This window comes from Cohnella sp. (genome assembly GCF_041641335.1).
Lineage (GTDB): Bacteria > Bacillota > Bacilli > Paenibacillales > Paenibacillaceae > Cohnella.
In genome coordinates, this window is record NZ_JBEPYQ010000050.1 from 34,528 (window position 1) to 48,171 (window position 13,644).

The 13,644-nt window shown below is 52.6% G+C and carries 11 protein-coding genes and 1 pseudogene; 4 read left to right on the forward strand and 8 right to left on the reverse strand.

Annotation, left to right across the window (positions count from 1 at the left end; genetic code table 11):
* Positions 1 to 202: 202 nt before the first annotated feature.
* The 3 genes from ACESLM_RS16955 to ACESLM_RS16965 are packed head-to-tail and all read right to left on the reverse strand — an operon-like array spanning position 203 to position 2,506.
* Positions 203 to 958 carry an amino acid ABC transporter ATP-binding protein gene (locus ACESLM_RS16955; RefSeq protein WP_372632769.1) on the reverse strand — a complete coding sequence of 252 codons (756 nt, stop codon included), beginning with the start codon at positions 956 to 958 and terminating at the stop codon, positions 203 to 205.
* Between the two features lie 13 nt (positions 959 to 971).
* A complete protein-coding gene (locus tag ACESLM_RS16960; RefSeq protein ID WP_372632770.1) occupies positions 972 to 1,640 on the reverse strand; it encodes an amino acid ABC transporter permease in 669 nt (222 codons plus the stop codon).
* A gap of 29 nt (positions 1,641 to 1,669) precedes the next feature.
* Positions 1,670 to 2,506: an amino acid ABC transporter substrate-binding protein gene (locus tag ACESLM_RS16965; protein ID WP_372632771.1), complete on the reverse strand. Its 837-nt coding sequence runs from the start codon at positions 2,504 to 2,506 to the stop codon at positions 1,670 to 1,672.
* A 270-nt stretch (positions 2,507 to 2,776) separates the two neighbouring features.
* Here ACESLM_RS16965 and ACESLM_RS16970 point away from each other — a divergent pair, with 270 nt between their 5' ends.
* Positions 2,777 to 4,858: a serine hydrolase domain-containing protein gene (locus ACESLM_RS16970; protein ID WP_372632772.1), complete on the forward strand. Its 2,082-nt coding sequence runs from the start codon at positions 2,777 to 2,779 to the stop codon at positions 4,856 to 4,858.
* Positions 4,859 to 5,029: 171 nt separating this feature from the next.
* On the opposite strand, the gene mle is transcribed toward ACESLM_RS16970, so the two are convergent.
* Complete coding sequence (mle, locus tag ACESLM_RS16975) at positions 5,030 to 5,875, reverse strand: alpha/beta fold macrolide esterase (RefSeq protein ID WP_372632773.1); 846 nt, start codon at positions 5,873 to 5,875, stop codon at positions 5,030 to 5,032.
* A gap of 547 nt (positions 5,876 to 6,422) precedes the next feature.
* Here mle and ACESLM_RS16980 point away from each other — a divergent pair.
* Entirely contained in the window at positions 6,423 to 6,491 is a 69-nt protein-coding gene (locus ACESLM_RS16980) for a putative holin-like toxin (protein WP_246061932.1), read from the forward strand.
* A gap of 328 nt (positions 6,492 to 6,819) precedes the next feature.
* Here ACESLM_RS16980 and ACESLM_RS16985 read toward each other — a convergent pair whose 3' ends face one another.
* Together ACESLM_RS16985 and ACESLM_RS16990 are read right to left on the reverse strand one after the other, a co-directional pair.
* Complete coding sequence (locus ACESLM_RS16985) at positions 6,820 to 7,896, reverse strand: CHAP domain-containing protein (RefSeq protein ID WP_372632774.1); 1,077 nt, start codon at positions 7,894 to 7,896, stop codon at positions 6,820 to 6,822.
* Between the two features lie 17 nt (positions 7,897 to 7,913).
* Positions 7,914 to 8,390 carry a GNAT family N-acetyltransferase gene (locus ACESLM_RS16990; RefSeq protein WP_372632775.1) on the reverse strand — a complete coding sequence of 159 codons (477 nt, stop codon included), beginning with the start codon at positions 8,388 to 8,390 and terminating at the stop codon, positions 7,914 to 7,916.
* Positions 8,391 to 8,779: 389 nt separating this feature from the next.
* Between ACESLM_RS16990 and ACESLM_RS16995 the strand changes: the two are divergent.
* A pseudogene (locus tag ACESLM_RS16995) lies at positions 8,780 to 9,964 on the forward strand (preprotein translocase subunit SecA); the annotation flags it as partial.
* Positions 9,965 to 10,012: 48 nt separating this feature from the next.
* Here ACESLM_RS16995 and ACESLM_RS17000 read toward each other — a convergent pair.
* Both ACESLM_RS17000 and ACESLM_RS17005 read right to left on the reverse strand, forming a co-directional pair.
* The gene (locus ACESLM_RS17000; protein ID WP_372632776.1) at positions 10,013 to 10,804 is read right to left on the reverse strand and encodes a sugar phosphate isomerase/epimerase family protein; all 792 of its coding nucleotides are present in this window, start codon (positions 10,802 to 10,804) and stop codon (positions 10,013 to 10,015) included.
* A gap of 131 nt (positions 10,805 to 10,935) precedes the next feature.
* Positions 10,936 to 11,565: a flavin reductase family protein gene (locus ACESLM_RS17005; protein ID WP_372632777.1), complete on the reverse strand. Its 630-nt coding sequence runs from the start codon at positions 11,563 to 11,565 to the stop codon at positions 10,936 to 10,938.
* Positions 11,566 to 11,876: 311 nt separating this feature from the next.
* On the opposite strand from ACESLM_RS17005, the gene ACESLM_RS17010 reads away from it, so the two are divergent.
* Positions 11,877 to 13,644: COG1361 family protein (locus ACESLM_RS17010; RefSeq protein WP_372632778.1), on the forward strand; the 1,768-nt coding region annotated here is incomplete at its 3' end.

Genomic DNA, 13,644 nt, shown 5'->3' on the forward strand with positions numbered 1-13,644 from the left:
AAAGACGCGGCTACAGCTCAGCGGACATGGAAAGCGGAAGTCCGGGCAGCGAAGATGAAGATCGATGAGCCCTCATAACGACTTTGATAGAGAATATGCAAGATCATCCACGTCTGGCCGATAGCGCTCCCTGAGGCTCAACCGGGAACGAGCCCTTCCTCGTATGTCAAGACTGCCTTACAAGCGGCCCGGTCGCAGCGACTCATTCCTCCGACTTTCCGTGCAGACGATTGAGAAATTGCACGGCTCGCGGAGTCTTCGGATGATGAAGCACCTCTTGAGGGGATCCTTGCTCGATGATCCGCCCGTCGTCCATGAGAAGAACGTGATCGGCCACATCCGCGGCGAATTTCATTTCGTGCGTGACGATGGCCATCGTCATCCCTTCGGCGGCCAGCTGCTTCATCACCTTCAGCACTTCTCCGACCAATTCGGGGTCGAGCGCCGAGGTCGGCTCGTCGAACAGCAGCACCTGCGGGTCGACCGCCATGGCGCGCGCGATGGCCACCCGCTGCTGTTGTCCTCCGGACAGCTTATGCGGGTAGGAATCGGCTTTGTCCGCCAGCCCCACCTTCTCCAGTTGCGCCTTCGCCCGCGCTCTGGCCTCGCTTTTGCTCCTCTTCTGCACGGTCACTTGCGCTTCGATCACATTTTCAAGAGCGGTCATATGCGGAAATAAATTCAGAGACTGAAATACCATTCCCGTCGCTTTGCGCAGCGCTATAATGTCCTTCCCCGATATTCGGGCGCCCTCGCGAAACTCGAAGGCGTGATCTCCCAGTTTAATCGAACCCCGGTCGGGCACCTCCAGCAGATTGAAGCAGCGCAGCAGAGTCGACTTGCCGGAGCCGGAAGGACCGATGATCACGAGCACCTTGCCCTTCGGGAGACTGACGTCGATTCCCTTCAACACCTCGTGAGAACCGAAAGACTTATGCAATCCGCGAATTTCGATCATCGCGTCGCCTCCTCTATACGGCGGAGAAGCGTTCCAGCCGCTTCTCCAGACGATGCTGCAGCACCGACAGAACGGAGCTGAACGCCAAGTAAATGACCGCCGCTTCGCTGTACAAGATTAACGGCTCGTAGTACAAAGCGACATACTCCTGCGACTTGCGGAACATCTCCGAGAAAGTAATGACGGATACGAGCGACGTGTCCTTCACCAGAGCGATAAAGGAGTTCCCGAACGGAGGCACGGACACGCGCGCCGCTTGCGGAAGAATAATTCGCCTTAAGGCTTGCGTGCGCGACATGCCAAGCGAATATGCCGCCTCCCACTGTCCCCTTTGAATCGACAATACCGCCGCTCGCGCGATTTCCGAACCGTAGGCGCCCACGCTGAGCGACAGCCCGATAACGGCGGATACATACGGACTGAGAATGATGCCCGCACTGGGCAAGCCATAAAAAATAATAAACAGTTGGACCAGAAGGGGCGTTCCCCGGATGACCCACACGTAGAAGCTTGCGATAAACTTGGGGACCATCCAGTCGGACAGCCGGACTAGCGCCGTGATTACGGCGATAATCAAGCCCAGCGCGAAAGTAATCAGAGTGAGCGGGAGGGTGAAAATAACCCCTGCTTCCAACAGGGGCCAGAAGGTATCCTTGATAATCTGAATCTGACGATCGTCCATCGTTCCCGACACCCTTTATAACGCCTTTTTTATTTGGATACGTCCGCCCCGAAGTATTTCTCGGAGATCGCCATGTAGGTTCCGTCGCTCTTGATCGCGGCGAGCGCTTCATTCACCGCTTGGACCAAGTCGTCGTTGCCTTTCCGGAACAACGCGGCGCTGGAGGAAGCTTCGTCCGTCTCGTCTACCGCTTTAATTTTCACGTCCGGCCTTTGCTTCTTCAGATCGAGGAAAGACAAGTTGTCGTTAATGGTCGCGTCCGCCCGCTTCGACAGCAGCAGATCGACCGCCTGATTAAAGCCTTCCGTGCCTACGATCTCGGCGCCGTTCGCCTGGGCGATGTCCTTCAGATTGCTCGTCAGCGATTGGGCGGACTTCTTTCCTTTCAGATCGGTCAGCTTCTTGATCTCCTTGTTGTCCTCATGAACGAGGAGCACCGCTTTGGAGACGATGTACGGATCGGAAAAGTCGTATTTTTCCTTGCGGTCGTCCCGAATGGCGACTTCGTTAAACACCGCGTCGAATCTCTTGGAATCCAGTCCGGCAAAAATACCGTCCCACGGCGTCTCGATAAATTCGGCCTCGACTCCGAGACGTTCGCAGAGCGCTCGCGCGATCTCCACGTCGAACCCGACTAAGCGTCCGTCTTTGTCGTGGTAAGTGAAAGGCGCATAGGTACCTTCCGTGCCGATCTTCAGCTTGCCGCTCGCCTTGATCGCTCCGAGAACGCCTTGTGTGGAGGGACTTGAAGGCGCGGCCGAATCGGCGGGCGCCGGGGACGCGGAATCCGGCTTGATGCCGCATGATGCCCCCAGCAATAGAGCGATCAACGCGAGCAAGCAGACTAACGGATACGTTCTTCTCACCGCAAAAAAATCTCCTTTCCGTGAAAAAACCGGCAGTTGAATTGATTAAAGTATGCGCTAAACGAGGCAATCTTATTGCACGGCTGCAATCATTCGAAGATTCGTCACCTACACCGGCCTGTATACCTGGAATCGCCATATTCTGGAACACGAAGATTACGAGATGATGCGTCCTCTTCTCGTTGTGCCGCGCGGCCGATTCTAGCAGTTGCGGAACCTCGGATACGATTATTCGTACTATATTTATACAACGTATCCGAGGAGGTAATTATGAAAAGCAGAAAACCGTTTCGTTTTTTATCCCTGACGTTGGTCCTTGCCATGCTGGCTCCCGGGGGCGCCTGGGCAGCCTCCGCAAGCGAAGAAAACCCGACGACTTACGAAGCTACGCAGAAAGCAGCATCCGATGCGGCTGAACTCCTGACGGGGCAATACGGCACGACAAGCGTGCAGTACGCGCTGATCGATCAAGGCCGGATCGTCGTCTCCGGACAGTCCGGCATCAATGACCAGGAAGGCAAGAAGCCGCTCTCGGCGGATACGATGTACGGCATCGGTTCGGTGAGCAAAGCGTTCACTTCGGCGGCCGTGATGAAGCTCGCGGACGAAGGCAAGGTCGATCTGGATGCGCCCGTCACGCAGTACGTTCCGGAATTCAAAATGGAAGACAAGCGGTACAAGAACATTACGCCGCGCATGCTGCTGAACCATTCCGCCGGATTTAACGGATCGTCGCTGGCAAACGCTTTTTTACTCGAGGATAACGATACATACGCGCACGATACGCTGCTGGAACAGTTGGCCGGACAGAAGTTAAAAGCCGATCCGGGGGCTTATTCGGTCTATTGCAACGATTGCTTTACTCTAGCGGAAATTTTGGTAGAGAAAGTCGGCGGCACGGATTTCACGTCCTACATCCATCGTCATTTTACGGAACCGCTGAATATGAAGAATACGAAGACGCCGCTGGATCATCCGAGCGTGTCGGCGATGGCGGGACTCTATCTTCCCCACTTCGCCAACCAGCTGCCGAATGAGACGGTGAACGTCATCGGAACGGGAGGAATCTACTCTACGGCGGAGGATCTCGTGCGATTCTCGCAAATTTTCACGGGGCAGGTTGAAGGTATCCTGTCGTCCGAATCGGCGGAAGAGACGGCGCAAGCAGAGTATGCACGAGGATTCTGGCCCCAGGATGCCGATAACTCGGTCAACTACGGACTAGGTTGGGACAGCGTAGATCTGTTCCCGTTCGGGAATTACGGCATTCAGGCTCTGGCCAAGGGCGGAGACACCATTCTGTATCACGCGGCGCTGGTCGTTCTTCCCGGGAAGAACATGGCGGCGGCCGTACTTTCGTCCGGCGGCTCCAGCACGACGAACCAGCTTCTGGCGAGCCAAATCCTGCTCAATGCCCTGAAGGAAAAGGGCGAGATCGGCGAGTTCATAGCGGATAAGTCGTACGGCAAACCCTTCAAAACCGATATGCCTTCGGAATGGCTGGAGTTCTCGGGAATCTATGGCTCTACCAATCAATTGATCAAGGTAGACATCTCCGAGGACGGAGAAATGTCGATCTCCCTTCCTCAGATGCCGGTTTACCCGGCCGAGATTTACGCCTATGCGGCAGACGGCTCGTTCAGGAGCGCGGACGGAAGCGTAAGGATCGACTTGGTGAAGGAAAGCAACGGACGTACCTACCTATGGACCCGTCAATACGCCTCTCTCCCGGGACTCGGCCAATTGGCGTTGTCGCAGTATTCCGCCGAGAAGCTCGATCCCAACTCCGTATCCGAGGAGACGTTGGCGGCTTGGACGAAGCGCGACGACAAACGTTATTATCCGATCAACGAGAAATATACGTCGCTCTCTTATTTGCTGGCCTCGTCGGTGCAGATTCAGTTGATCGAAGAAGCTCCGGGGTACGTACTGGATAAAAAAATAACGGGACCGAATACGGCAGCTGCCGACCTGTACCTCCCGGCTATGGGCGGAAGGGATGCCAACGAATTCAACTTTTTCGAGGAAAACGGCATCGAATATTTGAAGCTCGGAGGCAGTCTGTTCGTCGGTGAAGAGGCCTTGAAGCCGATCTATTCGGGCGGCAGCTCCTCGCTCACGATACTGGACAACGGGTACGCCAAATGGTTCTCGATCCCGGAAGGCGCCGCTGGTAAAACGATGAAGGTAACCCCTTCGTCCAAGGGCTCTTATGCCGTATACGACGAGAACGGGATTTGCGTGGATTTCGGCGTCGTCAGTCCGGACCATACGACCGTGCTGCCCGAGAACGGCATCATCGTGTTCGCCGGCGATGCCGGAACGAAGTTTGACATCCGTTTAACCAAGTAGCATTGGACGGATAGCTCCCCTGCTCCCTCGATGTCTTTGCATGCGGCGCGTAACGAGGAACGCCCTTTCGTTTCCCGACAGGAAGCGGAAGGGCGTTATATTTTTATCCTTTGCTCGACCATAAATCGGTGTTGATCGTTCGCCGCGTTCCGTATTCCAGCTTACATCCTGCTATACGCGTTTCCTCGAAGTGTGCTTTGCAATCGCCTCAATAACGATGTCCCAGTCATCGCAATGAAGCTCATGCCCCGTACCTTCCAGGGTCAGCAATACTGAGTCCAGAATCTCGTTAGTCAGATTTTCCCCGTGCTCGTAAGGAATAATGGGATCTTCCGTGCCGTGTATGATCAGAGCAGGCGCGCTGATTTCGCCCGTCCTTGTCAGATAGGATTCTCCACCTGTCAGCAATCCGTGATTGTTCATGCTGGCGATATTTTTACTTCTTGCCCATTCTCGTTTAGTCAGCAAGCTAACTTTGTTCTCGTCCAAGGCATGTTTCGAACCTACGAGAACTCTTGATCTGCCGATCGCAAACTCGACTACCGATCGTTCGTCGGTCCAATCTATTGCCCCCATATTCGAGAAAAAATTCATGACCTTTTCCTCCATTGGAGGGAGATGCGGAGCGAAGTTAGACGTTGCTAGCAGGGTAACGGTTAGAACTCTCTCTGGATGCCTCAAAGCGATCATTTGAGTCAACATGCCGCCCATGGACATGCCCGCGATATGCGCTTGCTCGATCTTATACGCATCCAATACCCGGATGGCGTCATCCGCCATGTCTTCGAAAGTATACCCGGGTTGACCGGGTTCGTAGGTTGTCGAACGTCCGACGTCACGGTTGTCGTAACGAATGACGAAATGCCCCTCTTCCGACAGACGCTGGCAGAATTTCTCCTCCCACCAAATCATTGATGACTGGGCGCCCATAATCAGCAAAATAGCCGGATTGGCTTGCTGTCCGAAGCTGTCGGTACAAATTTCGATTCCATCCGCTTTTATTAATCGTTCGTTCATGTACATTCCTCCAAGTATATATAAAATATATAACATAAAAAACACAGGCTATCGGCCTGTGCATGAAGTAATCGAAATTGAATTTGAGAATGAACGCGCTAAGATCATTACCCTGTGACGAACTGGCAGTCCGGCATCGGATAAATAATAAGGGGGTTCATTCTAAACCGGGTTACCGTGAAGGCAAACCATTCTTCGATTACAATGCACACAAAATAGCCTTAAAACGCTATTCCATTCCCTGTGCGCAAAATATCGAAGAATTAGTTTAACACACGTAACCCCTCCGTCCCTTTTAATTAAAGCAATCCTAACATACGGCGAGTTTTTGAGTCAACTTCCGAATGATGCCCCGTATCGAACACGGCGTTCTCATAGCTTTAACAGGAACATTTGATCTCATTTCATGTATAAGGTAAGATGAATTTGTACAATTGAATACCTTGGGTGGGCATGGTTTCCCTTCGAGCATATGCTTTCGAAGTAAGTTTCCTTCGGAAACTTTGTAGGAGGTGAAGCCATGGAAACGAAAGACGCAATTCTCATCATGATCGCTTTTTCAACTTTTGTCATTGCTCTTCTAACTTACATCGCGAATAACTACAAGAGAAAGTAAAAACCCACCCCAAGGTTACTCGCCAAAGGTGGGCTTTTGTCGCTGAACTTGAAGGGACATCCCATCCAAGCCAATTGTATAGGCCGAGTGTTCGCAGCACTCGGTCTTTCTGATGCCATTATAACATATGCACACCAAATAAAACAATTGCCAAGTACCGACTTCACTATGCCTGAACGCAAGTAACTACAAAGAAAGTAGAAACTCCCTCAGTTATAGGAAGTTCAATCGGAACAGTTCTCAGTATCCCTTGAAAGCTATCTGAATTGCGCATTGGGAATGTTGGTTGAGTTCTATGGATTTTCAGGCTTATTGACGTCCCCAGCAGTTACAGAATCGGACTATACTCGCCGCTAAAATGAAAAGTGTAGTTGTTGTCGATTCGGATGTATCCGAGGATACAGCGCCCCCGATCTCTATTCACAACGCTTGAATAATTCCGATTATCCCTGTTCCCCTCAGCGACTGTTATTTGTTTCTCATCGCAAGCTAAAACAATCCCAATATGGTCATGCGGATCGTTCGAAAGCAGCTTGTCATAAATCACGATATCCCCGCGCTGCGGAGCAAACCCGTCGTGTTCATCGTGATACAGAAAACCCGTTTCAGACAGTTGAGCCCACTCTAACCAAGCGCCCACACCAGCTAACCTGTATACACCGTTCGGGTATCGAATCGGCAACTGAAATCCGGCTTGCCAACAACAATGATATACAAAAGCGGCGCACCAACCGTTTTGCAATTCTTGATATACGGCCGTGCCGGGCCAATATTTGCAGATTTCCCGGTATCGTCGATCCCCTGGCACCCCAGCTATGTTCAGTCCCGCCAACGTTTCCGCAATATCAGCCAGCTTACTGCGTCTATCCATGTCTTGACGATCCTCTACGCCACCAGGGCTATATTCTTCTCCCGGCAAATCTACTGAAATCGCCAATTCATGAAGCACCTTTCGCAGTCTGGCGGAATCCTGCGGTGCAGAACTGCGCCCCATATTTTGAAAGAAACCCTGCAATAGGCAGGCATCCTTGACGATCTCCTCATACGCACCATGAATTCTGCTTCTATCCTTCTGATAGAAGATCGCCCGCAAGATTGTCGTCTGCTCTTCTTGGGACAAGATATTCATATCCCTTAACAGCGGCCTCACGGCCTCGGAACTGTTGATACCGGGAAAATCGTCAATGCCGGCCTTATACAAGTAATAGTTGTGAAGCAGCCCCGCAATCGCCGCCAGTTCCTGATTCAACCCGCGTTTCATAGCGAGCATCGCAGCAAAGGCAGACACCCCGTACAGCTGAACGCATGACTCTTGTTTTCGAATCTCGCTAGGAATGGACATTATCATATCCTGAACAACGAAACGAACGCTATCAAGTCTCGTACTCATTCTCTCACCATTCACCCTTTTCTCCCCCTCGCTCAGAGCCTTAACACGATTATAGACTCGTCATTGAAGATTTCGCCGTTGTCACGGAAGCCGAAGCCTTCGTAGAGCTTTTTGGCGGCAACGTTATCGGGTTTATAAGGGATCCAGCAATACTGAGCCGGCCCTGCGGGAAAGGTACGGATAAATTCAAGAATCTTGTGCATGGCTTTCCGGCCGTAGCCCCGGTTCTGGTGTTGCTTATCGAGCATCAGTCGCATGATGCAGTAATTGTCAACCGCCATTGACGGTTCATCGTATCCGGTAATTCCATAAGCCAACATAACAAAACCAACCGGCAGCTCATCCGCATAGATAGCAAACGGAAACGGATGTCCCCCATTGGCAGCCAGAACATAACACGAAGCTACGCTTGACAGATTGGACGCAACAAAACGCCGTTGATCCTCGGAAACCTCCAGGTTAAATATAGCGCGTCGGTTTTCCAGAGTGATTTTTCTGAGCGTAATCATTCAGGATTCTCCCTTCATGGATCGTTTGCGCCGCGGTCGCTTATATAACATATAGCCTACGCCCAAAAAGAAATAGACTTATGTTGATTTTTTTTATAAGCTAGTATGTATCCATGACTTTTTTAGGGTTCTCCTTTTGGATATGACTGACTAACCGGCACATCATTGTGTCGGTTTTATTTTTGCGGCAAGCCTGCAAAGCGAGAAAATCGCCCCTGGCAGGATACCGAATGCCCTAACAAAAAAGCCCGCGCAAATTCTTGAAAGAGAGCGCGGACTTCAGCATCTCAAAAAGATCCTGAAACTTCCATAAGCAACAAGCGTATACCTATCCATATTTATCGGTAGCGAAGAGAGGATCGGGTGCCCATGAACGTTGCTGTCAAACTTCGGCGATTGAATTCGAGGCTATTTATTCGCTGCAGGTGGTTCAAATCCCGCCCAATCGTCCTTGTATCCGAATCGATCACTCTCACAGAATTTATACCCACAAGGAAGCGAAGCTGAATGCCCTGGTCGCCGAAATCGCGTCCGTCCATGCGACTGGAAGGCCGATTTTGATCGGCACGTCGAGCGTCGAAGAGTCGGGCATTTTGGCGGAGCGCCTTCGTCTAATCGGCGTCAATTGTCATGTGCTTAACGCGAAAAACGATTCGGAAGAAGCCGAAATCATTGCCAAAGCAGGAGAGATCGGCGCCGTAACCGTGTCCACGAACATGGCCGGGCGCGGCGTGGATATACGGCTTGGCGGCGGAGACGCGAAGCAGGCGGAAGTTGTCGTGAAGCTTGGCGGCCTGTATGTCATAGGCACGCTCGCGAACGAAAGCATTCGAATCGACAACCAACTGCGTGGGCGTTCTGGTCGTCAAGGCGATCCGGGAGCTTCCGTATTTTTCGTAAGCTTGGAGGACGATTTGATTTTGCGGTTCGGCATCGACAAAGCGATCCCCTCCTCCTACAAGAAACTCAAACAGGACGAGCCGCTCGACGAAGCGCTGCTGCGCAACAAAATCGGCCACATTCAACACGTGATCATGGGCCAGAACTTTCACATCCGTCAGGAGTTGAACCTTTATTCGGATATGGTGGAGGAGCAAAGGCGTATCCTGTATCAAGATCGCCTCGCTATTTTGACCGGCGAAACGCCAATGAGTCCCTCGGAACAGCGCGTCAGATTGTTTTATATGGACAAGTTTTGGTCCGAGCATCTCGCTTATGTTTCGTATATTCGCGAAGGCATCCATTTGGAAGGCCTTGCGAACCTCAACCCGATCGACGAGTTTCATACGCGAATTATCCAGGCGTTCGAAGAAATTCCAGCGAAAATAGAAAAAGAAACCTCGATCATGCTGGCAAGGCTCGGTCATTCGAACGATCCTTCCGAGTGGGAACGGTTAGGCTTGAAAAGTCCTTCCTCGACGTGGACGTATATCATAAACGATCAATATTCGCAAAAGTCCCTTCTAGCACCCGGCGCCATGGGTCCCGACTTTATCGGCGCTATCACGCTTGTCCTCAAGCCTGTCGCCAAGCCTGTCCTCGACTGGCTTTTTAGAACGCATCGTTGGCGGTAGGTGCGGTGTATGTGGAACGCGAGTACCAGCTTTCTTCGGAAGTTGATTCTAGGTTACGCGACGAAGTTTTAATGTTTCCAGCCTCTGTGCTTGTTCAAACGCTTTATGTAGAAAGTCTTTAGCCGATAAATCCCTATAATCCCAATTCATGGCCTCTATAGCAATCGCGCCTGAATAGTCCGTTGCCGCAATTTGCTTCATGGTTGTAGACCAGTCGATCGTACCGTCAAGAGGTAACCCGTGTTGGGCATAGCTGCCGTTATTATCATGCAAATGCAGGGCCATCAGCCGAGAACCATACATGGATAATAAGTCAGTGTCCGGATAATGGCGGTAGTGATGCCCGCTGTCATAGCAGAATCCGATGCGCAGGGAGTCCACTTGCTCCAGCACATAAGTCAAGTTGGAAAAGTTCCACAAATTCTCCAACGCGACATTGACGCCAAGTTGTTCCGCTTTTTCAGCGATTGTCTTCATTCTATCCAGACCTAATGCGTTACATGGATGGTTTTCGTTGGGCAGATGCACGACCATTGCCGGAATCTCAAATTCGGCGCAATCTGCCACACATTGCAGGTAGCAATCGGTTACGGCTTCTCCGTCCAGATTGTCAAGCCAGAGGCTGTTTTCGTTTTCGATTGGCGCGTGGATATTTTCTATAAAAAGACCCGCCTCCCGCGCAATTTGCGGCCCGTTACGGTAATCGCCCCGGCCAAAGCAGTCACGACCAAAGCCATCGCTCCACCACAACAAGACGCCATCAAATCCAGCCTCTTTTATTAACCGATACCGCTCCTGATTCTGCAATTCATAGCCGAACCAATCATAAATCGTAATCATAGGCATCTGCCTTTCTTGTTTTTTTCCATTATAGCTTTAAATTCTGCATGGCCACCATGCGATCCGGTCCTGTACAGCACGGGTAAAAACCCACCCCAAGGTTTCGCGGCCGAGGGTGGGCTTCGGTCTTTCTATTGCGATTTTAACAAGCTGTTGCCAAATACCGGAGCCAATCGCGACTCGGAAAGCTGATCGCTTAAACCAAAATATTCACAGAAATTCATGATCATCGGATTCCATTTGGACGGGTCAATATAATTAGGATGATCGCCCATCGTTAAAGCCTGATCCACGTGAATTTTCTCAATATGGACCTCCAACGCGACTAAGGAACTCGGCTCTTCGAATGAGTGTACCTTTACGAGCTTTGCCTCTAAGTGAACCGGACATTGCTGCACGCGAGGCGCCCTGACATCCCGCGACGGCAACGGGGTCAATTGGGAGATGCCGAACTTATCCGCTTCGAATCGATAGCCTCTGGCTGCCTTGGATTCCGGGACCGGATTGCGGCCTGTCAATAAAGTGAGACTTTCGATTGCTGGAATCAAGTCGACGGACGGCAAGTTCAGCACGCATTCGCCCTCTCTGATCAGGTTCAAGACGGTCTGCGATTTGCTGCTTAGCCCAAGCATGCAAGAACGATTCAGCCACCAGGCCGAAGACATCGGAGCCAAATTCGGGGTGCCGTCCTCGTTCATAGTGCTGATAAGCACAACCGAAGTGCCAAAGTACAAGATTTTTGGTTCGATTTCGACATGCATTTTCTCGCTTACAACTCCTTCCGTGGGGTCAATGTGCACCTACTATACCACTAGTCGGCAGGCGACTATGCGGATTTGGAATGAGACAGCAAGAAATCGAAAGACCGAACGGACAGTTTCAGTAAACCGTCTTGTTTGCAATCTGTTTAGCCTAAAGAGGGCCGCAACAGCCTGCCCCCTTGGCAACCTGTCACAGCCCTCAGAGCGACACAGCCCATTAAATCTTCTCCGCGCGTTCTCCTTTCCGGGAACCCCCTCTTCTTCGGATCATATACTGGATGGATGACCCGACGCGGAACGGAGGAGACGGGATGCCATTCATCCTGCGATTTACCGGCAATGACACCGGAGCGATCACGTTTACCGGAAATACCTTGGGCTTGAGCCGTTCAAGCACGGACGGCGTACCCGGAACACGCGATTATATCGGAGCGTTCACGACGGTGGACACGTCCATGCAGTTCGGCAGCTACCCCCCCGGAACAACGTCTGACTTCAACCTGGATAGCGCCACCGCGTTCCTGAGGTTGCCTGCTGGCAGCAGGGTGCTGTACGCGGAGCTCGTTTGGGCGGGAACATATAACGTTACCGGCGGGACGAACAATTATTTCGCCTTCATCGATAAATCGGTGTGGATGACAACGCCGGCAGGGACGACCTTCAGCATCGCGCCTGATCCCGCCACCGCCCAGATTTCCCATCGCAATGCGACCGATAACTACTTAAGATCCGCCGACGTCACCGCGCTGGTACGGGCGGCTGGCGCGGGCGCCTATAAGGTAGGGGGCGTAGTCGGTAATATCGACAACGGCAACAGCACGGCGAACAATGCGGGCTGGACGCTGTGCGTCGTCTATGAAAATCCGAGCCTGCCGTTCAGGAATCTGAGCCTCAACGTGGGCATTGTCGAAATCGCCTTCGGCAGCGATCCTTCGGTGACGACGATGTTGTCCGGCTTTGCGACGCCGATCGAAGGTCCGGTCAGCGGCCGGATGGCGCTGTGCGCCCAGGACGGGGACGCCAACAAGGTCGGCGATCAAGTGCTGTTCGGCCCTTCGGAAGCCAGCCTGGTCAATCTCTCCGGACCGAACAACTTCCTGAACAACTTCTTCGCTTCGCAGATTAACGACGACAGCGGGAACCTGGACACGACCGGCACGTTCGGCGACCGCAATCAGATCAACGGCGATCCCGGCACGCAGATCGTGGGAGGACGGCAGAGCTGGGACATCACGAACGTGGATATCTCCCATACACTGACGAACAACCAGACTTCGGCCGCATTCCAGCTCCGTACGACCAACGATGGCTACGCGGTACTCGTGGTGGGGATATACATCGACATCAACGCTCCGCTGATCGATGTTACGAAAAGCGTCGACGCCGAGGTCGCTGAGATCGGGCAGATCCTGACGTATACGGTCGTCATCTCGAATAGCGGCACGACGTCAGCGAACGCCATGTTCCTTCTCGACGGACTGCCCAACGACACGGTATTCGTTCCGGGCAGCATTACAGTGAACGGAGAGAGCGTGCCGGGAGATCCGGTCGCCGGAATCTCCCTTGGAACGCTGGCTCCGGACGAGTCGATCGTCGTGACCTATCAGGCGCTCGTCGTATCGCTCCCGGAGAATGGGCTCATCTCGAACCAAGCCGAGGTCGTCTTCGAATACCAAAGCATACCGGGCGGGGAGATTAATGTCGGCGACATCCCGTCCAACGTCGTCGTGACGCCTGTTAGGCCTCCCGACTACGAAATCGCGATCGATAAGACCGTCGCCCCCGCGATCGCCGCGCCGGGCGAGACCGTGGTCTACACCCTCACGGTAACCAACCTCTCCAACGCGCCGCTAACAAACGTCCGGGTGACGGATTCCGCACTGCAGTTCGATCAGGTCATTCCCTTCCTGCCATCCGACGAATCGCGAACATTCTCGGTCATTTTCGTCGTTCCTCCCGGAACAACCGCGAATACGCAGCTTCTGAACACTGCAATCGCGGTATCGGATCAAACTGGCCCCGTGTCCGCCGAGGCCATCCTGACAGTGCTTGCGGCTCCGAACTTCGTCGTTCGCAAGA